19 protein-coding genes are annotated in these 19,703 nt (G+C 65.0%); 9 read left to right on the forward strand and 10 right to left on the reverse strand.

All coding sequences use genetic code 11. The features are described 5' to 3' along the window. Nucleotides 1-39 precede the first annotated feature (39 nt). Complete coding sequence (locus ACREB4_RS08980) at nucleotides 40-687, reverse strand: Crp/Fnr family transcriptional regulator (RefSeq protein WP_431587872.1); 648 nt, start codon at nucleotides 685-687, stop codon at nucleotides 40-42. Nucleotide 688: 1 nt separating this feature from the next. Then, nucleotides 689-1,732: a type IV pilus twitching motility protein PilT gene (locus ACREB4_RS08985; protein WP_431587873.1), complete on the reverse strand. Its 1,044-nt coding sequence runs from the start codon at nucleotides 1,730-1,732 to the stop codon at nucleotides 689-691. Between the two features lie 34 nt (nucleotides 1,733-1,766). Between ACREB4_RS08985 and ACREB4_RS08990 the strand changes: the two genes are divergently transcribed. The 4 genes from ACREB4_RS08990 to proC are packed head-to-tail and all read left to right on the forward strand — an operon-like array spanning nucleotide 1,767 to nucleotide 5,798. After that, a complete protein-coding gene (locus ACREB4_RS08990; protein WP_431587874.1) occupies nucleotides 1,767-2,453 on the forward strand; it encodes a YggS family pyridoxal phosphate-dependent enzyme in 687 nt (228 codons plus the stop codon). A gap of 35 nt (nucleotides 2,454-2,488) precedes the next feature. Further along, nucleotides 2,489-3,151 carry a LuxR C-terminal-related transcriptional regulator gene (locus ACREB4_RS08995; protein WP_431587875.1) on the forward strand — a complete coding sequence of 221 codons (663 nt, stop codon included), beginning with the start codon at nucleotides 2,489-2,491 and terminating at the stop codon, nucleotides 3,149-3,151. After that, nucleotides 3,148-4,962: an ATP-binding response regulator gene (locus ACREB4_RS09000; RefSeq protein WP_431587876.1), complete on the forward strand. Its 1,815-nt coding sequence runs from the start codon at nucleotides 3,148-3,150 to the stop codon at nucleotides 4,960-4,962. The genes ACREB4_RS08995 and ACREB4_RS09000 overlap by 4 nt, the downstream gene beginning before the upstream one ends. An 8-nt stretch (nucleotides 4,963-4,970) precedes the next feature. Further along, nucleotides 4,971-5,798, forward strand: a complete 828-nt coding sequence (gene proC / locus ACREB4_RS09005; protein WP_431587877.1) for a pyrroline-5-carboxylate reductase — start codon at nucleotides 4,971-4,973, stop codon at nucleotides 5,796-5,798. On the opposite strand, the gene ubiA is transcribed toward proC, so the two are convergent. Further along, nucleotides 5,795-6,676 carry a 4-hydroxybenzoate octaprenyltransferase gene (gene ubiA / locus ACREB4_RS09010; protein ID WP_431587878.1) on the reverse strand — a complete coding sequence of 294 codons (882 nt, stop codon included), beginning with the start codon at nucleotides 6,674-6,676 and terminating at the stop codon, nucleotides 5,795-5,797. The two genes, proC and ubiA, sit on opposite strands and share 4 nt — an antisense overlap. Before the next feature lie 89 nt (nucleotides 6,677-6,765). Between ubiA and ACREB4_RS09015 the strand changes: the two genes are divergently transcribed. Next, nucleotides 6,766-7,491 (forward strand): SapC family protein, encoded by a 726-nt coding sequence (locus ACREB4_RS09015; protein WP_431587879.1) that lies wholly within the window; start codon nucleotides 6,766-6,768, stop codon nucleotides 7,489-7,491. Here the strand turns inward: ACREB4_RS09015 and ACREB4_RS09020 are convergent. Genes ACREB4_RS09020 through ACREB4_RS09030 form a run of 3 tightly spaced genes read right to left on the reverse strand, consistent with a single transcriptional unit; the run spans nucleotide 7,480 to nucleotide 13,326 of the window. Further along, nucleotides 7,480-8,982 carry an efflux transporter outer membrane subunit gene (locus ACREB4_RS09020; protein ID WP_431587880.1) on the reverse strand — a complete coding sequence of 501 codons (1,503 nt, stop codon included), beginning with the start codon at nucleotides 8,980-8,982 and terminating at the stop codon, nucleotides 7,480-7,482. The genes ACREB4_RS09015 and ACREB4_RS09020 overlap by 12 nt on opposite strands. Continuing rightward, a complete protein-coding gene (locus ACREB4_RS09025) occupies nucleotides 8,975-12,121 on the reverse strand; it encodes an efflux RND transporter permease subunit (RefSeq protein WP_431587881.1) in 3,147 nt (1,048 codons plus the stop codon). The genes ACREB4_RS09020 and ACREB4_RS09025 overlap by 8 nt, the downstream gene beginning before the upstream one ends. 11 nt (nucleotides 12,122-12,132) lie before the next feature. Continuing rightward, nucleotides 12,133-13,326 carry an efflux RND transporter periplasmic adaptor subunit gene (locus ACREB4_RS09030; protein WP_431587891.1) on the reverse strand — a complete coding sequence of 398 codons (1,194 nt, stop codon included), beginning with the start codon at nucleotides 13,324-13,326 and terminating at the stop codon, nucleotides 12,133-12,135. 177 nt (nucleotides 13,327-13,503) lie between these two features. Here ACREB4_RS09030 and ACREB4_RS09035 point away from each other — a divergent pair, with 177 nt between their 5' ends. Then, the gene (locus ACREB4_RS09035) at nucleotides 13,504-14,160 is read left to right on the forward strand and encodes a TetR family transcriptional regulator (RefSeq protein ID WP_431587882.1); all 657 of its coding nucleotides are present in this window, start codon (nucleotides 13,504-13,506) and stop codon (nucleotides 14,158-14,160) included. On the opposite strand, the gene ACREB4_RS09040 is transcribed toward ACREB4_RS09035, so the two are convergent. From ACREB4_RS09040 to ACREB4_RS09055, 4 genes are read right to left on the reverse strand one after another with little or no spacing between them, the layout of a single operon-like run. Next, nucleotides 14,091-14,765 (reverse strand): histidine phosphatase family protein, encoded by a 675-nt coding sequence (locus ACREB4_RS09040; protein WP_431587883.1) that lies wholly within the window; start codon nucleotides 14,763-14,765, stop codon nucleotides 14,091-14,093. The two genes, ACREB4_RS09035 and ACREB4_RS09040, sit on opposite strands and share 70 nt — an antisense overlap. Before the next feature lie 37 nt (nucleotides 14,766-14,802). Further along, nucleotides 14,803-15,117 (reverse strand): DUF1840 domain-containing protein, encoded by a 315-nt coding sequence (locus ACREB4_RS09045; protein WP_431587884.1) that lies wholly within the window; start codon nucleotides 15,115-15,117, stop codon nucleotides 14,803-14,805. A gap of 53 nt (nucleotides 15,118-15,170) precedes the next feature. Next, nucleotides 15,171-16,385: a glycosyltransferase gene (locus tag ACREB4_RS09050; protein ID WP_431587885.1), complete on the reverse strand. Its 1,215-nt coding sequence runs from the start codon at nucleotides 16,383-16,385 to the stop codon at nucleotides 15,171-15,173. 17 nt (nucleotides 16,386-16,402) lie between these two features. Then, nucleotides 16,403-16,960, reverse strand: a complete 558-nt coding sequence (locus ACREB4_RS09055) for a hypothetical protein (RefSeq protein ID WP_431587886.1) — start codon at nucleotides 16,958-16,960, stop codon at nucleotides 16,403-16,405. Between the two features lie 187 nt (nucleotides 16,961-17,147). On the opposite strand from ACREB4_RS09055, the gene epsF reads away from it, so the two are divergent. From epsF to ACREB4_RS09070, 3 genes are all read left to right on the forward strand, one after another. Next, nucleotides 17,148-18,575 carry a chain length determinant protein EpsF gene (gene epsF / locus ACREB4_RS09060; protein ID WP_431587887.1) on the forward strand — a complete coding sequence of 476 codons (1,428 nt, stop codon included), beginning with the start codon at nucleotides 17,148-17,150 and terminating at the stop codon, nucleotides 18,573-18,575. 15 nt (nucleotides 18,576-18,590) lie between these two features. Further along, on the forward strand, nucleotides 18,591-19,454 hold the full coding sequence (locus tag ACREB4_RS09065) for a polysaccharide biosynthesis tyrosine autokinase (RefSeq protein ID WP_431587888.1): 864 nt from the start codon (nucleotides 18,591-18,593) through the stop codon (nucleotides 19,452-19,454). Nucleotides 19,455-19,462: 8 nt separating this feature from the next. Beyond that, nucleotides 19,463-19,703: GDP-mannose 4,6-dehydratase (locus ACREB4_RS09070; protein ID WP_431587889.1), on the forward strand; the 241-nt coding region annotated here is incomplete at its 3' end.

Below are 19,703 nucleotides of genomic sequence, written 5' to 3' on the forward strand. Positions count from 1 at the left end.
AATCCCGTGAATGTTTGGACTGTGTGAGTGAACTGTAAATCAACCGGCCGTCAGCAGGGCGCCCAGGCGCGCGCTGAGCTGGCGCATGCGCAGCGACAGGCGGCGGGCGATGCCGGCCATCAGGGCAAAGCCCAGGCGCGGGTCTTCGATCGCGAATTCATCGAGCGCGCTGCGCGTGACCACGGCCAGCGAGCAACGGCTCAAGGTCTGGCAGGAAGCGAACCGCGCCCCCGCATCGAGCAATGACATTTCGCCCAAGACGTCCCCTTCCCTCAGCTCGGCCAGGCGCGCACGCTCACCCGCCGGCTGCACGCGGTCGACCGCCACGAGGCCTTCCAAGATGATCAGTGCATAGTCGCCTTTTTCATCCTGGACAATCAACTCCCGGCCGGCCGGGACGGTGACGAATTCGAGGTGATTGCGCAGTTTTTCGCACTCGGGCTCGCCCATCAGGCTGGTGAAGGTGTCGTCGAGCCAGGCCTTGAGCAGCAGGGCAACGCCGGTGTGCGGGTCCAGCGCCTGGGCGCCCACGACCAGGGCGCGCGAGGTCCAGGCCGAAGCGGCCCGAGAGGTCTCGGGGCGTTCCATGAACTGGGTGGAAAAGAAACCTTCGTCGTCGGCCTCGCGCTCCTCCGAGGAGTTCTCGCCAGGGCCTGCCATCTTGAATCGGTCCAGCAAACTTCTCATGTCAGCCCGGGAAGTTTTCGGGCGTCTTGGCCCTGGACCGGGCTTCCGCGGGCGAGATCAGGTTGCGGCGCACCAGGTCGGAGAGGTTCTGGTCGAGCGTCTGCATGCCGGCGCTGTTGCCGGTCTGGATGGCGGAGTACATCTGGGCGATCTTGTTTTCGCGGATCAGGTTGCGGATGGCGGCGTTGGCCACCATGATTTCGTGGGCGGCCACGCGGCCCGAGCCATCCTTGAGCTTGCACAGTGACTGCGAGATCACCGCCACCAGCGATTCGGACAACATGGCGCGGACCATGTCCTTTTCAGCGGCGGGGAAGACATCGACCACGCGGTCAATCGTCTTGGCGGCACTGGACGTGTGCAGGGTGCCGAAGACCAAGTGGCCGGTTTCAGCGGCCGTCAACGCCAGGCGGATGGTTTCCAGGTCGCGCATTTCGCCCACCAGGATGCAGTCCGGGTCTTCGCGCAGCGCCGAGCGCAGCGCGTTCGAGAAGCTCATGGTGTGCGGACCGACCTCGCGCTGGTTGATCAGGCATTTTTTGGATTCGTGCACGAACTCGATCGGGTCTTCGACCGTCAGGATGTGGCCGTATTCGGACTCGTTCAGGTGGTTGACCATGCCGGCCAGCGTGGTCGACTTGCCCGAACCGGTGGGGCCGGTGACCAGCACCAGGCCGCGCGGACGCAGGGCCAGGTCGGCGAAGATCTTGGGCGCGTTGAGCTGTTCCAGGGTCAGGATCTTGGACGGAATGGTCCGGAACACGGCGCCGGCGCCCCGGTTCTGGTTGAAGGCGTTGACACGGAAACGGGCCAGGCCCTGGATCTCGAACGAGAAATCGCACTCCAGCGTCTCTTCGTACATCTTGCGCTGGGCGTCGTTCATGATGTCGTACACCATGTCGTGGACCTGCTTGTGGTCCAGCGCATCGACGTTGATGCGCCGCACATCCCCGTGAACCCGGATCATGGGGGGCAAACCCGCCGACAAGTGCAGGTCAGACGCTTTGTTCTTGACCGAGAAGGCGAGAAGTTGGGTGATATCCATGGATGATTGGGGCCGGATTCCTTGACAGACCATTATGGCGACGATCACCAACAAGCGACAACTCGTGCAAAGCCGAATAGAGCAGGCTTGTTCAAAAGTGGACCGTCCGGCCGATGGTGTCACATTGCTGGCCGTGAGCAAGACCTTCCCGGCGGCCGATGTGCGCGAAGCTTTCGAGGCCGGCCAGCGCCGCTTCGGTGAAAACTACGTCCAGGAAGCCATCGACAAGATGGCGGAACTGGCCGATCTGCGCACCCAGATCGAGTGGCACCTGATCGGCCCGCTCCAGAGCAACAAGACCCGCTTGGTGGCCGAGCACTTCGACTGGGTTCAGTCGGTCGACCGCCTCAAGATCGCCCAACGCCTGAACGAACAGCGGCCCGCGCACTTGCCGCCGCTGCAGGTCTGCATCCAGGTCAACACCAGCGGTGAAGACAGCAAAAGTGGGGTCGATCCGTCAGGTGCCCTGGCTTTGGCCCAGGCCGTGGCCCAACTGCCCCACCTGCGATTGAGGGGGGTCATGGCCCTGCCGGCGCCCAGCAACGATGCATCCACCCAACAACAATCCCTGAAAAAAGTACGGGAAGTGTTTGATGAGCTTCGTCACAACGGGTTAACACTGGATACTTTGTCGATGGGGATGAGCGCCGACCTCGAAATGGCCGTGGAACAAGGGTCAACCATGGTACGAATTGGCACCGCCCTGTTTGGACAACGCTGACAGCCCAGATAAGATCACGCCCTGAAGAAGGCGCCATGGATCACCACTCTCCGCATTACCTGTTAGTTGATGATCACAGCCTCATCCGTGAAGGGATGATGCACGCCATCCGCAGCCTGCAGCCATCGGCGCGCTTCTCGCAGGCCAATACCTGCCGGGGCGCCCTGTCGCAACTGGCCGGCGCCAGCGCCGACCCGATCGACGCCATCTTGCTGGACCTGGGCCTGCCCGACAGCAGTGGGGTCGACACGCTCAAGCACGTGCGCCAGGTGGCTCCCACCCAGCGGATCGGCATCATCACGGGCAGCACCGACGCGCAACTGGCGCTGGAATGCATCCACCATGGGGCCTCGTGCTTCATCCCCAAGCTGGGCGAGCTCGATGGCTTCATGACGGCGCTGCAGGCCCTGGTCGAAGGCCGCCTGCATTTCCCGGCCGACCTGCTGTCCAACCCGGGCGCCATGCCCGATTCGCCCGACCTGGTGCCCAGCGTCAAGCTCACGCCCCGCCAGAAAGACGTGCTGACCTGGATCACGCGCGGCTGCTCCAATCCCGTCATCGCCACGGCCCTGGGCATCAGCCCGGAAACCGTGAAGCTGCACGTGAGCGCCATCTTCCGGGCTTACAAGGTGCACAGCCGGACGCAGCTGGTGCTGCTGTGCTCACGCCAGGCGCCCGCCGAGGAGCAGCTACCGTGAGTTGGTGGCGCGGCTCCATCAAGGGGCTCGCGCCCATCGAGTCCCGCATCGACCTGCAATTGCTTCAAGACAGCTGGCGCATCACGCCCAGCTCGGTTTTGTCGCAGATCCCGGCCCTGCTGTTGCTGATCTGGATGGTGAAGGACTCGCCCCTGCCGCGCTGGCACTGGGCCGCGCCCGCCGTCGGATTGATGCTGGTGTGGGCGGCTGTGGGCCTGATGACGCAGCGATTCCAGCGTTTCGGCATCGCGGCCTCCGGTTACCGCACCTGGCGCGCCGCCCTGGTCGGCTGGCACCTGCTGCAAAGCGTGCTGTGGGGGCTCATGGGCGTGGCGCTGCTGGGCGTGGCCACCTCCAGCTGGAAGATGAGCCTGGTGGCGGCCGTCGTGGTCTATGGCTACACACTGATGCTGGTGCTGGTGCACGACTGGATCGTCGGCTTCTTCGGCAGTTTTCCGCTGCTGATGCTGGTGAGCATGCGCCTGTTGGTGGACCAGGAGGACAGTTCGGTCTACCTGGCCGTGGTGCTGATCCTGTCCATGATCACCTGCATGTTCATCTCGTCGGGGATCAGCCGCCGCCTGCGCGAAGGCGCCCTGCTTCGCCATGAAAACGCTGCGCTGGTGCTGCAGCTGCGCCACGAAATCAACCAGGTGACCCTGGCCAAGGCCCTGGCCGAGGGCGCCGATCGGCAAAAGAGCGAGTTCTTCGCCGCCGCCAGCCACGACCTGCGCCAACCCCTGCACGTGATGATGCTGCTGACCAGCGCCCTCACCCCTTGGGTGCCCAAGGCCGAAGGGCAAGACCTGCTGTCCAAGATCAGCACCTCGCTCAAATCGCTGAGCACCCTGTTCGAGCGCATGTTCGACGTGGCCAGCATCGACGCGGAGCGGGTCGAGCACCAGCCTCAGGCGCTGGCCCTGTCGACCCTGTACCGTCGGCTGGACCACGAATTCGCGGTGCTCTGCGCGAACAAGGGCCTGAGCTGGCAGGTCGATGCCACCGACGCCTGGGTGCAGGCCGACCCCCACCTGACCGAACGCATCCTGCGCAACCTGCTGAACAACGCGGTGCGCTACACCCCCCAGGGGCATGTGCACCTGCGCGCCCGGGTGCGCGGACGTTGGGTGCTCTGTCAAGTTTGGGACAGCGGTGTGGGGGTGGCCCGGGAGCACCGCGAACGCATCTTCGACGACTACTTCCAGGCGCACAACACGGCGCGCCGGTCTGGTGAAGGCCTGGGGCTGGGCTTGGCGGTGGTGCGGCGACTGGCGCGCCTGGGCCGCGTGCAGGTCACCGTGCGGTCTCGCCTGGGGCGGGGGTCGTGCTTCTCCTTGCGCCTGCCGCTGCGCGAGGCGATCGTGACGCCGCCGCCCACGGCCTTGGCGGCCAGCGCCAGCCACACCGATCGCAAGGACCCACAACAGCGCGGCGTGGTGGTGGTGATCGACGACGAGCCCCAGGTGTTGGACAGCATGGCGCTGGTGCTGCGCCAGAACGGCTGGCAAGCCGCCACCGGCACCACGCCCCAAATCGCCGTGGAGGCTGTCGCCGCCCTGCAAACCACGGGCGACATGCCTCTGGGCGACCTGCCGGTGGCCGTGATCAGCGATTACCGGCTGGGCCTGAGCATCACGGGCCTGGAGGCCATCGCCCAATTGCGCTATGAGTTCGGCGAAGAGCTGCCCGCGTTCCTTCTAACGGCGGACGCCACCAGCGACCTGGGCTCGCGCGCTGCCAGCGTCGGTGTCACCCTGCTGCGCAAACCGCTGAACCCCAGCGAACTGGTCCGCATCCTGGATGCGGCATGATCATGCCCATGAGCACTTCCACCACCCCTTTCGACATCGCCTTCATCGGCGGCGGCAACATGGCCACTGCCATCATCGGGGGGCTGCTGCGGCAAGGCCGTCCGGCCGGCAGCATCCTGGTCATCGACCCCAGCGAAGAGCAACGCCAGCGCCTGCAGCAAAGCCTGGGCGTGACCGCCCTGCCCGCGCCCGACACCGCCTTGTCCACCGTCGCCACCGTGGTCTGGGCCGTCAAGCCGCAGCAGTTCAAGGACGCGGCCGCTGCCTGCGTGGCGCACGTCGGCAAAGCCTTGCATTACAGCGTGATGGCGGGCCTGCGCACCACCGACATGGCCAGACTGCTGGGCACGCCGCGCGTGGTCCGCGCCATGCCCAACACGCCAGCGCTGGTCGGGCAAGGCATCACCGGTTTGTTCGCGCGCCCGGAAGTCACGGAGGCGGAAAAGCAAGCCGTGCAGGACATGGTCGAGACCACCGGCCAGTGGCTGTGGGTGAAGCAGGAAAGTGACCTGGACGCCGTGACGGCCCTGTCGGGGTCGGGCCCGGCCTATGTGTTCTATTTCATCGAAGCCATGGTGCAGGCGGCCAGCGACATGGGGCTGGATGCCGAGCAGGGGCGCGCCTTGGCGCTGGCCACTTTCGCGGGGGCGACCACGCTGGCCACGCAATCGACCGAAACGCCATCGGTGCTGCGTGAGCGGGTCACGTCCAAGGGCGGCACCACCCATGCGGCGCTGAGCAGCCTGGAGGCGAGTGGCGTGAAGGCGGCGTTTGTGTCGGCCATGCGCGCAGCGCAGAAGCGGGCGGGTGAATTGGGCGATGAGTTTGGGCGCTAGCCGAAAGCGCAGTCCAACCCCAGCCCCACGAACACCGTCAGACCCAGCCAGTGGTTGAGGCGGAAAGCCTTGAAGCAGTCTTCGCGCTCACGGCGGCGGATCAGCCACCCATGCCACAAGGCCTGAGCCGCCGCAGTGGCCAGGCCCATGAAATACCAAAGCCCGCGCCCCGCCGCCTGGCCCACCATGGCCCAGCACGCGATGCACAACGTGTAGAACAACATCACGCCCACCACATCGAAACGCCCCAGGGTGATGGCCGACGTGCGCATGCCGATCTTGAGGTCATCGTTGCGGTCGACCATCGCGTACTCGGTGTCGTAGGCCAGCACCCAGCCCAGGTTGCCCAACACCAGCCACCAGGCCTCGGCCGGCACCGTGCCCCGCGTGGCGGTGTAAGCCATGGGAATGCCGAAGCTGAAAGCCACGCCCAGCACCGCCTGCGGCATCGAGAAAAACCGCTTGGTGAAGGGGTAGAGCACCGTCACGCCCAAGGCCCCGAAAGACCAGGCGATGGTGAGTGGGTTGGTGGTCAGCACCAGTCCGAACGAGGCCAAAGCCAGCACCGCACCCACGGCCAGCGCCTCTTTCACCGACAGGCGTCCGCTGGTGACGGGCCTCTGCGCCGTGCGCTGCACATGGCGGTCGAAGTCCTTGTCGGCCACATCGTTGACGGCGCAACCGGCGCTGCGCATCAGGATGGTTCCCAAGGTGAACACCAGCAGCAAGTGCCAGCCAGGAAAGCCGCCCGCCGCCAGCCACAAGGCCGAGAGCGTGGGCCACAACAGCAGCAACCAGCCCTGTGGGCGGTTCCAGCGGATCAGGTCCAGGTACAGCGACAGGCGCGACACAGGCAAAGGCAGGCTAGGGATGTTCACAGCAGGGGATTATCGAGACACTTGGCGGTCATTGGATCTGACCATAATCTGTCCGAGGTCTATTGTTGCCCCACTGAAAGGGAAGTGCTGTGAAAACTTTGCTGATGTACGACAAGCTGGTGCCCGTCAACCGCGAGCAACACCGGGGGTTGCGCGTGAAAGCGAGTGACAAGAAGCTGAATTTCGCGCGTGAAACCAATTCCGTGCTGCTGGCCGTGACCGAGCTGCCACTGGCCGCGCTGGATTTCCCTTGCGTGTTCGTGGCGTCCGGCGACCAGCACACGCTGGTGTCCGTGGTCGGCCTGCGCGACAAGGAAAACCTGTTGGTCGACGACCACGGCGCCTGGGACCCGCACTGCTACGTGCCCGCCTTCATCCGCCGCTACCCCTTCGTGCTGGCCGAGCAACCCGGCAGCAGCCAGCTCACCGTCTGCGTGGACGAGGCCTTCGATGGCCTGAACGCCACGGATGGCGAGGCCTTGTTCGACACCGAAGGCAAGGACACGGCCTACCTGCAGCAGTTGCAGAAGTTCCTGCTGGACTTCCACAACGACATGCAGCGCACCACGGTCTTCGCCAAGCGCCTGGTCGAACTCGACCTGCTGGTGGACCGCAACATCGACTTCAAGCTGGCCGAACACATCACCCTGAACGGCTTCAAGGTGGTGGACGAAGAGAAGCTGCACAAGCTGCCCCCCGACACCATCCAGGACCTGTTCGGCACCGGCGCCCTGGGCTGGATCCATGCCCACCTGCTGTCCTTGAACAATGTCAACAAGCTGGGCGCGCGCCTGATCAGGAAGTTAACGAACTGAGGCTTGTTGCTGTTCTGAAGGCGGCGTCCAGCCACCGCCCAGCGCCTTGTACAGCGTGATGTGCGCCTGCTGGCGCGCCAGTTGTGCGGAGATCAAGGCCTGCTGCGAGGCGAACAGGCTGCGCTGCGCGTCCAGCAAATCGAGCTGGCTGGCCACGCCGCTGCTGTAGCGCAAGGTGGCCAGACGCAAACGCGCCGCTTCCGCATCGGTCTGGTTCTGCTGAGCCTGGGCCTGGTCGGCGAAGCTGCTGCGGGCCACCAAGGCATCGGCCACTTCACGGAAGGCGCTTTGCAGCGCCCTTTCATACTGCGCCACCGCGATGTCGCGCCTGACCTTGGAACTGTCGATCAAGGCCAGGTTGCGACCAGCATCGAAAATGGGCAAGGTCAGTTGGGGCGCGAAGCTCCAGGCGTTGCGGCCATCGCCGTTGAACAGGCCCGACAGCGAATCGCTGACCACCCCCGCGCTGGCCGTCAGGCTGATGCGGGGGAACATGTTCGCGCGGGCAGCACCGATGTTGGCGTTGGCGGCGATGAGCTCCTGCTCGGCCTGCGCGATGTCGGGCCGCTTGAGCAAGGCTTCGGACGGCAGGCCCACGGGCAATTCGCTCAGGCCAGGCCACAGGGCGTCACGCACCAGGGCGGCCACGGCCTGCGGGTCTTCCAGCGCACTGGCGGTGGGCAAGACCGGGGCCGGCGGCAACAGGTCGGCGGGCGCGGTTTCGCCCAGCAGCAGGTTGAGCGCGTTGGTGTCCTGCGCCAGTTGACGCTGGGCTTGTGCACGGCTGATGCGCGCGGCTTCCAGCACCGATTGCGCTGAACGCAGGTCGAGCTCATTGAGCACGCCGTTGTCGAACTTCAACTGCAGCAGGTTCAGCGAGCCTTGGCGCGCTTGCAGGGTCTGCTCGGCCAAGGCCAGTTGCCAGCGGTCGGCCCAGATGGCGTAGTAGGTGTTGGCCACCGAAGCCACCAGGCTGATGTGCGCCGACTTGCGGGCCTCTTCCGTGGCGAACAACTGCGCGCTGGCGGCAGCGCTGAGGGCGCGCAGCCGGCCGAACAGGTCCAGCTCGAAGGCGGTGATGGTGATGCCACCTTGCGCGACCGTGCTGATCTCGTTGGGCGGGATGTTGGAAGGCTGGCGGGTGCTGCTGATGGCCGCGTTGACGGTGGGGAACTGGTCGGCGCGTGTCACGCGGTACTGGGCGCGGATCTGCTCGATGTTGAGCACGGCCACGCGCAGATCGCGGTTGTTGTCCAAGGACTTGCGGATCAGGCCTTGCAGGCGCGCATCCGGGAAGTAGGTGGCCCATGGCAATTCCGCGGCATTGGCGGAAGCGGCCGATGCCGCGGACGCCGCCGCGTTCGGCGCCTGCGGCCAGTCGGTTGCCACGGGCGCCTCGGGGCGCTTGTATTCAGGCGTCAGGGAGCAGGCGCCCAGGGTCACGAGGGCCGCCAGGGCCACGGCTGATTTGACAACAGTGAACTTAGTCATGAGAGACGACCTCTGCCTCCGAGGCGTTGGGGGTCTTGGGGTGATCGGCGTCCTTGCGGAGCCACTTCATCACCACCACGAAAAACACCGGCACGAAAAACACCGCCAGCAGCGTGGCAGCGATCATGCCACTCATCACGCCCGTTCCGATGGCGCGCTGCGCGGCAGAGCCGGCACCATTGGCGATCACCAAAGGCAGCACGCCCAGGATGAAGGCCAGCGAGGTCATGATGATGGGGCGGAAGCGCAAGTGGCAAGCCTGCAGCGTGGCCTCGATCAGGCCCATGCCCTTCTCATGCAGCTCCTTGGCGAACTCGATGATCAAAATCGCGTTCTTGGCCGACAAGCCCATGATCGTGATCAGGCCAACCTTGAAGTACACGTCGTTGGGCATGTCGCGGAACGAGGCGCCCAGCAGCGAGCCCAGCAGGCCCAAAGGCACCACCAGCAGCACAGCCAGGGGAATGGCCCAGCTCTCATACAAGGCCGCCAGGCACAGGAACACCGCCAGCAAGGAGAAGCCCAGCAGCAGGGTCGCTTGCGAGCCCGACAGCTTTTCTTCGCGCGACAGGCCGGTCCATTCGATGCCGATGCCTTCGGGCAATTGCTTGGCCAGCGTCTCGATCTCTTCCATGGCCTGCCCGGTGCTGAAGCCCTTGCCGGCGTCGCCCGAGATGCGCATCGCGGGGTAGCCGTTGTAGCGCACGGCCTGCATCTGGCCGGTGATCCAGCGCGTGGTCGCGAACGAGGACAGCGGCACGCTCTGGCCCTGGTTGTTGGTCACGTTCAGCTGCAGGATCTGATCCGGCTGCATGCGGTCCTTGGCCTCGGCCTGCACCACCACGCGCTGCAGACGTCCCTGGTTGGGGAAGTCATTGATGTAGCTGGAGCCCAGGGCCGTCGACAGGGTCGCGCTGATCGCGTCGAAGCCGATGCCCAGGGCATTGGCCTTGTCGCGGTCGATGTCCACCTGCAACTGCGGCGCGTCTTCCAGGCCATCGGGACGTGCCCCGGTGACCTTGGCGTTCTTGGACAGCATGCCGAGCATCTGGTTGCGCGCGGCCAGCAGGGCCTCGGGGCCCAGGCCGGCGCGGTCTTGCAGGCGCAATGAGAAGCCGGTGGCATTGCCCAACTCACGGATGGGGGGTGGATTCAGCGGGTAGATGAAGGCATCGCGGATGCCCATCAAGGCACCAAAGCCCTTCCCAGCCAAGTCTTGCGCGGAGTGGCCGGCGCCTTTGCGCTCGTCCCAATCCTTCAGGGTCACGAAAGCCAGGGCGGCATTCTGGCCCGAGCCCGAGAAGCTGAACCCCACCACGCCCACCACCGATTGCACTTCGGGCTGCTTGAGGAAGTAATCCTCGACTTGCGAGATCACCGCCTCGGTCCGGTTGGACGTGGCACCGGGCGGCAACTGCACGTTGACAATCAGGTTGCCCTGGTCTTCATTGGGCAGGAAAGACGAGGGCATGCGCACGTACAACCAGCCCACCACGCCGACCAGCACCGCATAGACGATCAACATGCGGCCGCCGCGCTTGACGAGCTTGGCGATCGAGCTTTCGTAGCCATGCGTGGTGGCGGTGAAACGGCGGTTGAACCAACCGAAGAAGCCGCGCTTTTCATGGTGCCCTTCGGGAATGGGCTTGAGCAGGGTGGCGCACAAGGCCGGCGTCAACGACAAGGCCAGGAAGGCCGAGAACAGCATCGACGACACCATCGACAGCGAGAACTGGCGGTAGATGTTGCCCACCGAACCGCTGAAGAAGGCCATCGGGATGAACACCGACACCAGCACCACGGTGATGCCCACGATGGCGCCACTGATCTGGCCCATGGCCTTGCGCGTGGCTTCGAGCGGCGACAGCCCTTCCTGCGCCATCAGGCGCTCGACGTTCTCGACCACCACGATGGCATCGTCCACCAGGATGCCGATGGCCAGCACCATGCCGAACATGGTCAGCACGTTGATCGAGAAACCCGCCACCGACATGACCCCGAAGGTGCCCAGCAGCGCCACCGGCACCACCAGGGTCGGGATCAAGGTATAGCGGAAGTTCTGCAGGAAGATGAACATCACCACGAACACCAGCGCCACGGCCTCGATCAGTGTTTCGACCACCTGGCTGATGGAAATCTTGACGAAGCCGGAGGTGTCGTAGGGGATGGAATAGTCCACGCCCTTGGGAAAGTACTTCTTGAGCTCGTCCATGCGCTTGCGCACGGCTTCGGCGGTCTGCAGCGCATTGCCGGTGGGCGACAACTGCAGGCCGATGCCGCTGGCGGGCTTGCCATTCAGGCGGGCATAGGTGCCGTAGGTTTGCGCCCCCAGCTCGATGCGGGCCACGTCGCGCATGCGCACGACCGAGCCATCGGTCTTGGCACGCAGCACGATGGCACCGAACTGCTCGACATTGGCCAGCTGGCCGCTGACCACCACGGTGGCCGCCACGGTCTGCTCGACGATGTTGGGACGATCGCCAATGCCACCGGCGGGCACCAGGGCGTTCTGGGCCCTGATGGCGTTGTTGACATCGGCGGCGGTGAGGCCAAAGGACACCAGCTTGGCCGGGTCCACCCAAATGCGCATGGCGCGCTCGGTGCCGAACAGCTGCGCCTGGCCGATGCCGGGCACGCGTTGCAGTTCAGGGATGACGTTGCGCGAGGCGTAGTCGCCCAGGAAGATCGGATCGAGTTCAGGGTTGGTGGACGACAGCATCACGAACATCAGGAAGTTGCTGCGCGATTTGTCGACCTTCACGCCCTGCTGCGTCACGGCCGCCGGCAGGCGCGGCGAAGCCCGCGACAAGCGGTTCTGCAACTCGACCTGGGCGAGGTCGATGTTGGTGCCAGGCTCGAAGGTGACCGTGATGGACCCCGTGCCATTGGCCTGGCTGACAGATTCCATGTAGGCCAGGCCGGGCGCGCCATTGAGTTCCTGCTCGATGACGCTCACCACGCTGTCGTCCAGCGTCTTGGCCGAGGCACCTGGGTAGGTGGCGCTGATCACGATGGACGGCGGCGCCACTGTGGGGTACTGCGCGATGGGCAACTGGGTGATGGCCACGCCACCGAACACCAGGATGAACAAGGCGATCACCCACGCGAAGATGGGCCGGTCGATGAAGAAACGAGGCATGTCGGGCTCCCTCAGCGCGAAGCCGTGGCTTCAGGCGCGGCGCTGGACGCGGGCGCGGAAGCCGCCCCCGGTGCCGAGGCGGGCTGCCAGGGCACGGGCTTGACCGGCGCCTTGGGATTCATCATTTTCTGGAAACCATCGACCATGACCTGTTCGCCGGACTTCAGGCCACTCAGGACCACCCACTGCTGGCCCTTGGCGCCACCCAGTTTGACCGGCCGCGGCTTGACCATCCCGTCGGCGCCGACCACCATGACCGTGTCGCCTTGCGTCGAGCGGGTCACCGCCTGTTGCGGCAGCAAGATGCCGCCATCGACTTGGGCTTGCTCCAGGCGCACGCGCACATAGAGGCCCGGCATCAGGGCGCCATCGGGGTTGGGGACTTCGGCACGCAAGGCCACCTGGCCCGAGGTGCTGTCCACGCTCATGTCGGAGAACAGCAGCTTGCCTGGCAGCGGGTATTCAGTGCCATCGTCCAGCAGCACGCGCACGCTGGCGGCCTGGGCGCCCGCGCGCTTGAGCTTGCCCTGGGCCATGGCCTGCTTGAGTTTCAGGACCTCCGCGGCCGACTGGGTGAAGTTCACGTACAGCGGATTGGTTTGCTGGATCAGGGCGAGCTGGGTGGCATCGCCCTGGCCCACCAAAGCCCCTTCGGTGACCAGCGCACGACCGATGCGCCCCGAGATGGGCGCCGTGACGGTGGCATAGCCCAGGTTGATGCGGGCGGTCTGCACAGCGGCCTTGGCGGCGGCCACATCGGCCTGGGCCTGGCTCTGCGCGACCTGCGCGTTCAGGAACTCCTGCGGGCTGATGGCCTTGGCGGCCTGCAAAGGCTGGTAGCGATTGACCAGGGACGTGGCCTGGCTCAGGTTCGCTTCGGCCTTGGCCTGCGAGGCCACGGCGCTGTCGAGCACGGCCTTGAAGCTGCTGGGGTCGATCTGGAACAGCACCTGCCCCGCCTTCACATCGGAGCCTTCGACGAAGTTGCGTTGTTGCACGATGCCGGCCACCCGGGCCCGCACCTGGGCCACGCGGGAGGACTCCAGGCGCCCGGGCAGCTCGGTGATGATGGGCACGGTTTGCGGCTGCACGGTGATCACCCCGACTTGCGCCGGCGGCATGCCACCGCCTGGGGCGGCGGCGGGCGCTGCCGTCTTGGGGCCGCAAGCCGCCAGCAAGGACACCACCGCGGCCAGCACGGCCATTGCACTCACGCGCTGAATCACTCGACAGTCATGGCTCGCCATGGATCACCTCTTCAAAAATACTTGTCTGGTCAAATAACTGGTTCAACTATACATACATTCTTGTATGTATGGAATGAAATCGGTCACAATCGCCCACATTGACCTCAGAGAATCTATGAAACCGGACACGACTGCATGCGCCGCACCAAAGAAGATGCCCTTCTGACACGGGAGCTACTGCTGGACGCCGCCGAACTTGTCTTTTCGGACAAAGGGGTGTCCCAGACTTCTTTGCAAGACATCGCGCAGGCCGCTGGCGTGACGCGTGGCGCCATCTATTGGCACTTCAAGGACAAGGCCGCTCTTTTTAACGCGATGATGGACCGCAGCACCTCGCCCATCGAAGAGACCATCGTCAAAGTAGGACAAGAGTCCACCGATCAACCCTTGTCGCAGATCCGCGCGGCGATGATGGACGCGCTGAACCGCATCGCCAACGAGCCACGCACGCGGCGCGTGATCGGCATCGCGGCCAACAAGGTGGAATACGTGGACGAATTGAGCGATGTGCGCGCACGCCACGTCAACGTGCACCTGAACTGCCGCAAGCACATCGAGACGGCCATGAAGCGCGCCCAGAAGCTGGGCCACATCGCCCGCCAACCCAGCGCCCGTGTGATGACCGTGGGCTTGCAGGCCCTGGTCGGTGGCCTGATCAACACCTGGATGCTGGACGACAGCCTTTTCAACCTGACGCGCACCGGCGCGCAGGCCATCGATGTCTACCTGGCGGGGTTGATGGCCACATCACCATCGCTGGTCTCGTCCAGGCCGACCTCGTCGTCCAGGTGACGCGTGTCGGCCCAACCCAGCAAGCTGAAGCCTTCAGGGCTGTGGAGCAGGCGGTTGATGCTGACGTTGCCAATCGTCCAGGTGCGCGGCGCCGACAAAGGCACGTGGTTGGCCGCCCGGTAAAAGCAATCGAGCACGCCGCCATGCGCCACCAGGGCGATGGTCTGCCCGACGTGCGCTTGCGCCAGGCGCGTGGCGGTGTCGATGCAACGCTCATAGAAAGACTGCAAGGTCTCGCCGCCATCGGGCCCGTAGCTGGGGTCGCGCTCGCGCCAGCGCCGGCCTTCTTCGGGCCAGCGCAAAGCCACGTCGTTCTGGGTCATGCCTTCCAGGCGGCCGAAGTTGCGTTCGCGCAGACCCGTGTCGAGTTGCAGGGCAAGCCCCGTGGCACGGGCCACGGCTTGGCCGGTGTCGCGCGCACGCTGCAAATCGCTGGCGTAGACGGCGTCGAGGCCCTCTTCAGCCAAGGCCTGGGCCAGGCGCTCGGCTTGCCACCGGCCATGCTCGTTCAATGGGATGTCGGTGTGCCCCTGGATCCGGGCCTCCAGGTTCCAGGCCGTTTCGCCGTGGCGAATGACCAGCAGGCGGGTGATGTGATCGCTCATGCCAGCATGATGCCTGAGCCGCGGTCCCAGCCGGGGATCACACCCCCCAGACGATGGGCTCTTTGGCAGCCTGGGCGGTTTCGATCATCTGGATGAGCGGCCAGGCGCGCCGGCGCAGATCGACGGCGACCTCGTCAGGCTGATCGTCCTGCTTGTCGCGGCTGGCGGGCGGCTCGGCCGAGGGCTCTTCGCCTGCCAGAGATTTCAAGGCGTTCAATGCCGCGGGCATTTCTTCAGGGGTCAGGATGCCCTTGGCATCGGACGACTTCCCGATGTGTTGCAACAAGGCCTGGGCATGCGCCGACAGCATCAGAATATCGCTGGTGGCCTGGGATTTGAACTTGAATGTCATGTGGGATACCTCCGGCTTCATTGTGCCTGCCGGGGCCCGACCCTGCGACCCGCTCAGGCTTCCGTCAGGCGGGGCACGCCGGGCACATGGCGGCGCAGGCCATAGATTTCCATGGCCTGGATGAACGACTCGGCGCTGCGCTGGATCTCGAAGCGCTGGTGGAAACAGGCCACCGCGTCGCGCTTCATCTGCGCCCACTTGGCCGGATCGGACTGCACCCAGCGGTCCAGCAAGCGCTGCGTGCCGGGCAGGTCGTCGGAGTCGACCAGGCCCGCCCCGGCCTGCTGGATCTCACGCCAGATGTTCACCTGGTTGGAAATCAGCACCGGCACCCCGCAGGCCAGGGCCTCGGCCACGGCGATGCCGAAGTTCTCTTGGTGGGAAGGCAGCACAAAGGCATCCGCGTGCCGGAAAGCACCCCACTTGACATCGCCCGAGACCATGCCGGTCCAGGTGATGCACGCGTCCAGCCCCAACTCGGTGGCCAGGCGTTTCATGGCCTCACCATGGTCGTCGTCGGCCGGACCGGCCATGACGATGTGCAGATCGCGCGACTGATCCGCCGGCCAGCGCTGCAGCATGCTGGCGAAAGCCTTGAGCAAAAGGTCGGGGCCCTTCTTGACATGCACACGCCCGAGGAACAGCAGGCAGCGCTTGTCCGCCAAATGCGGAAAGCGGTCCAAGAAGGCACGTCGTTCGGCGACAGGGTCGCCCACCGGGCCACGCGTGCCGTAGTTGACCACGTACTCATCGCACTTGTAGAGCCAGAAGGACTGCCGCGCCAGGCGGCGCTCGTCTTCGCAGGTGAACAGCACGGCCGTGGCATCGCGCAACACGCGGTATTCGGCCCATGGCCAATACAGCCACTTCTTCAGGTGCTTGAGCGGGTAGGTGCGCTTGAACCAGGGGTCCAGCATGCCATGCGTGTAGACGAAGTAAGGCGTGGGCGAACCCTGCAACGCGCGCCAGGCCCCAAAGGAGTGGTACTCCCAGATGCCGTTGACGATGACCACGTCGTAGTCGCTCCGGTGCTCGCGCAACCACGACACCAGCTTGGGCGTGTAGCGGTAGCGCACCGTCGAAGGCCCCATCGCATGGCATTTGAGCGGGCAGCTCTTGACCCAGGGGCTATCAGGATCGTCCAGCGACACGACCTCGACCGTGTGCCCTTGCTGCTGGTTGACGGCGGACAACTGCTTGACCCCCTCGATGGGCCCACCGCCCACCGGGTTCACCGACGAGATGCAATGCAGGATTCGGAAAGACATGAGGCGGGAACCGGGTGTTAGCGATGTGAGGCGTGCTCGGCGATGCCCGCCTTGGCATAGCCCGCGCGGGCACAGTCGGGACACACCTTGTGGAGGGGCTGCGCACCACCGTGCTCGCTCAGGTAGCTTTCGAACCGTTGCCAATAACCGTTCTCGGCGCCGATGCGGTGACACTGCGTGCAGATGGGCAAAGGGCCAGAGAAGGCCTTCAAGCGCCGGGCATTCGACTTCAGCGCGGCCCGGGCATGGTGGACGCCCACCACCACGCACAGGAAGAAGAACAATCGGTGCAGCGCGTTCCAGTACAGGAACCACGGGTGGCCATAGCGGTGGCCCGCTTCCTGGTCCGCCACCAGCCAGACCAAGGCGCAGACCACCGCCACGACGCAGCCAGCCCAGGTGCCGAACAGGCGCATGCTCAAGACGATGGGAAGCACGTACAAGGCAAAGACCGACACCTCGTAACCCGTGGCGTAATCGACCAGGCCGCACAGGGCGATGGTGACGATCACGCATGCCAGGCCCCATGGGCCGGAGAGGCGGAACAGCAGCGCGGAGGGTGAGTGGGTCGGCATGGCCCCGGAGCCTAGACACCGACTGTGACAGCACGGTGATGGCCCATGAGCGTGGCCCTGATGCCCGGTCATGTGGTGAATTGTCACAGAAGGTTTTTAGACTTCGGCCGCAACCAAAGCCAGGTCGCGCCACCTTCTGAATGACGTCCATGCAGTACGCATCCTCCATCTCCCAACGGTGTCCAGCATGACCTTCGAGCAACTGTTCGCGGTCCTGCGGGCTCGGTGGATCATCGCCTCCAGCGTCTTCCTCCTGGTGCTGACCGGCGTCACCACCGTCACCTTGCTCAAGCCCAAGACGTACACGGCCGTGGCCTCGCTGGTGGTCGACATCAAGTCGCCGGACCCCATCGCCGGCGTCGTCCTGACGGGCGCGGCGTCGCCCAGCTACCTCATGACGCAGATCGACGTGATGACCAGCCAGCGCGTGGCGCTCAAGGTGGTCGCCGACCTGAAGCTCAGCGAAATTGGCTCGCTTCGCCAGAACTGGCTGGACGCGACGCAGGGCATCGGCGACTTCAAGGGCTGGCTCGCCGATCGCTTCAGGCTGTCACTGGACGTCCATCCTTCTCGGGGCTCCAACGTGGTCAACGTGGCCTACACCGGCGCCGATCCCCAGTTCGCGGCCGCCATCGTCAATGCCTTCATCAAGGCCTACCTTGACGTGAACATGCAGCTCCGCACCGACCCGGCCAAGCAGTACAACCAGTTCTTCGATGCCAACGCCCGCCAGATGCGCGAGAAGCTCCAGATGGCACAAGCAAAGCTGTCGGAGTTCCAGCAGCATGAAGGCATCGTGGTGACCGACGAGCGCCTGGACGTGGAGATGGCGCGTCTGAACGAGCTGTCTTCTCAACTGGTGCAGATGCAGGCGGCCGTGGCCGACTCGGGCAGCCGCCAGGCCGCCGTCAATGCCCAGGGCGACAAGACCCAGGACGTGATGATGAATCCGCTGGTCAGCACGCTCAAAGGCACCTTGGTTCAGCAAGAGAATCAGTTGGAGCAGATGAGCACCAAGCTGGGCGACGAACACCCGCAGGTACGGGAGCTGCGCAACAGCATCGCCGACATGCGCCGGCGGATCGACGTGGAAGTGCACCGGGTCAGTGGCAGCTTCGGCATCAGCAACTCCGTCAACCAGTCGCGCGAAGCGCAGATCCGGGTGTCCCTGGAAGCCCAGCGCAGCAAGGTGCTGAAGATGAAGGCGGTGCGCGACCAGGCCGCCATGCTTCAGCGTGATGCCGACAACGCCCAGCGCTCCTATGAAGGGGTGCTGGTCCGCCAGAACAACACCAACCTGGAAAGCAAGGCACTGCTGGACAATGTGGCCGCGCTGGAATACGCGACCGCGCCTTCGGTGCCATCGGGCCCACGTGTGCTGAACAACATCGCCTTGGGTGGCCTGAGCGGCATGGTCCTGGCCTTGGTGCTGGCCTTGCTGGTGGAACAGCACGACCGCCGGGTGCGCACCCTGAGCGAGATCGAGCCCCTGACGGCGCAGACGCCCATCGGCAGCATCCCTGCGTTCAAGACCCGCCAGAAGAAGAACGGAAGCACCGACCTGCCGAAGCGCTTCCACCCCTTGGGCAGCCCCACCCGAGCCCTGGCCGACTAGGCCGTGGTCAAGCCCATGAACTCATCACAAGAACACCGCATCATCGAAGACGCTTCGCTGGGCGACATCCTGCGCCGCACCAAGGGTCTGACCGCCGAACAGGTCCGGCAGACCCTTGAACACCAGCAGACACATCAGGTGCGCTTTGGAGACGCGGTCGTGGCCCTCGGCTTTGCGCGCCAGGTGGACGTGGTCTGGGCGCTGTCCCAACAATTCCACTATCCCTACGCGCCCACGGCCGAGCAGAACCTGCATGAAGAATTGGTCGTGGCCAACGATCCCTTCAGCGAAGAGGTCGAAGCCTTCCGCGACCTGCGCTCGCAATTGCTGCTGTCGGTGGTGGGCGACTCGGGCAGCCGGAGCGCGCTGGCGGTGGTCAGCCCTGACGTGGGGGACGGCAAGTCCTTCATCGTGGCCAACCTGGCGGTGGCCTTCAGCCAGTTGCCGGGCCGCACCCTGCTGGTCGACGCCGATCTGCGTGGTCCACGTTTGCACACCGTTTTCGGCGTGCAGCCAGGGCCGGGCCTGAGCAGCATCCTCGCGGGGCGGGCCGAGCCCAATGTCATCCGGCCCGTCGAGCACCTGCCCAATCTGTACCTGCTGCCGGCCGGCGTCATGGCCCCCAACCCCGTCGAACTGCTGCAGCAGGCCACCTTCAGCCTGCTGCTGCGCGAATTGCTGGAGAAATTCGACCATGTGCTGGTGGACACCCCAGCCGCATCGCAAGGCTCGGACGCTCGGATCATCGCTTCGCACTGCGGCTCGGCCTTGGTCATCGCCCGCAAGAACCGCAGCCGCGCCCCCGCCCTTCAGAAGCTGGTGAAGCAGTTGGGCAAGGCGCCCGTCAAGCTGGGCGGCATCCTGATGAACGAGTTTTGAAGGCTTCCATGAAACACCCCCAGAAAATCGCTTTGATCACCGGCGTGACCGGGCAAGACGGCTCTTACCTGGCCGAGTTCCTGCTCAAGAAGGGCTACGAGGTGCATGGCATCAAGCGCCGCTCCTCGCTGTTCAACACCGACCGCATCGACCACCTGTACCAAGACCCGCACGTCGACAACCGCAACTTCATCCTGCACTACGGTGACCTGACCGACTCCACCAGCCTGGTCCGCATCATGCAGAAGG

Source organism: Aquabacterium sp. (assembly GCF_050725395.1).
In the GTDB taxonomy this organism is placed as follows: domain Bacteria; phylum Pseudomonadota; class Gammaproteobacteria; order Burkholderiales; family Burkholderiaceae_C; genus Aquabacterium.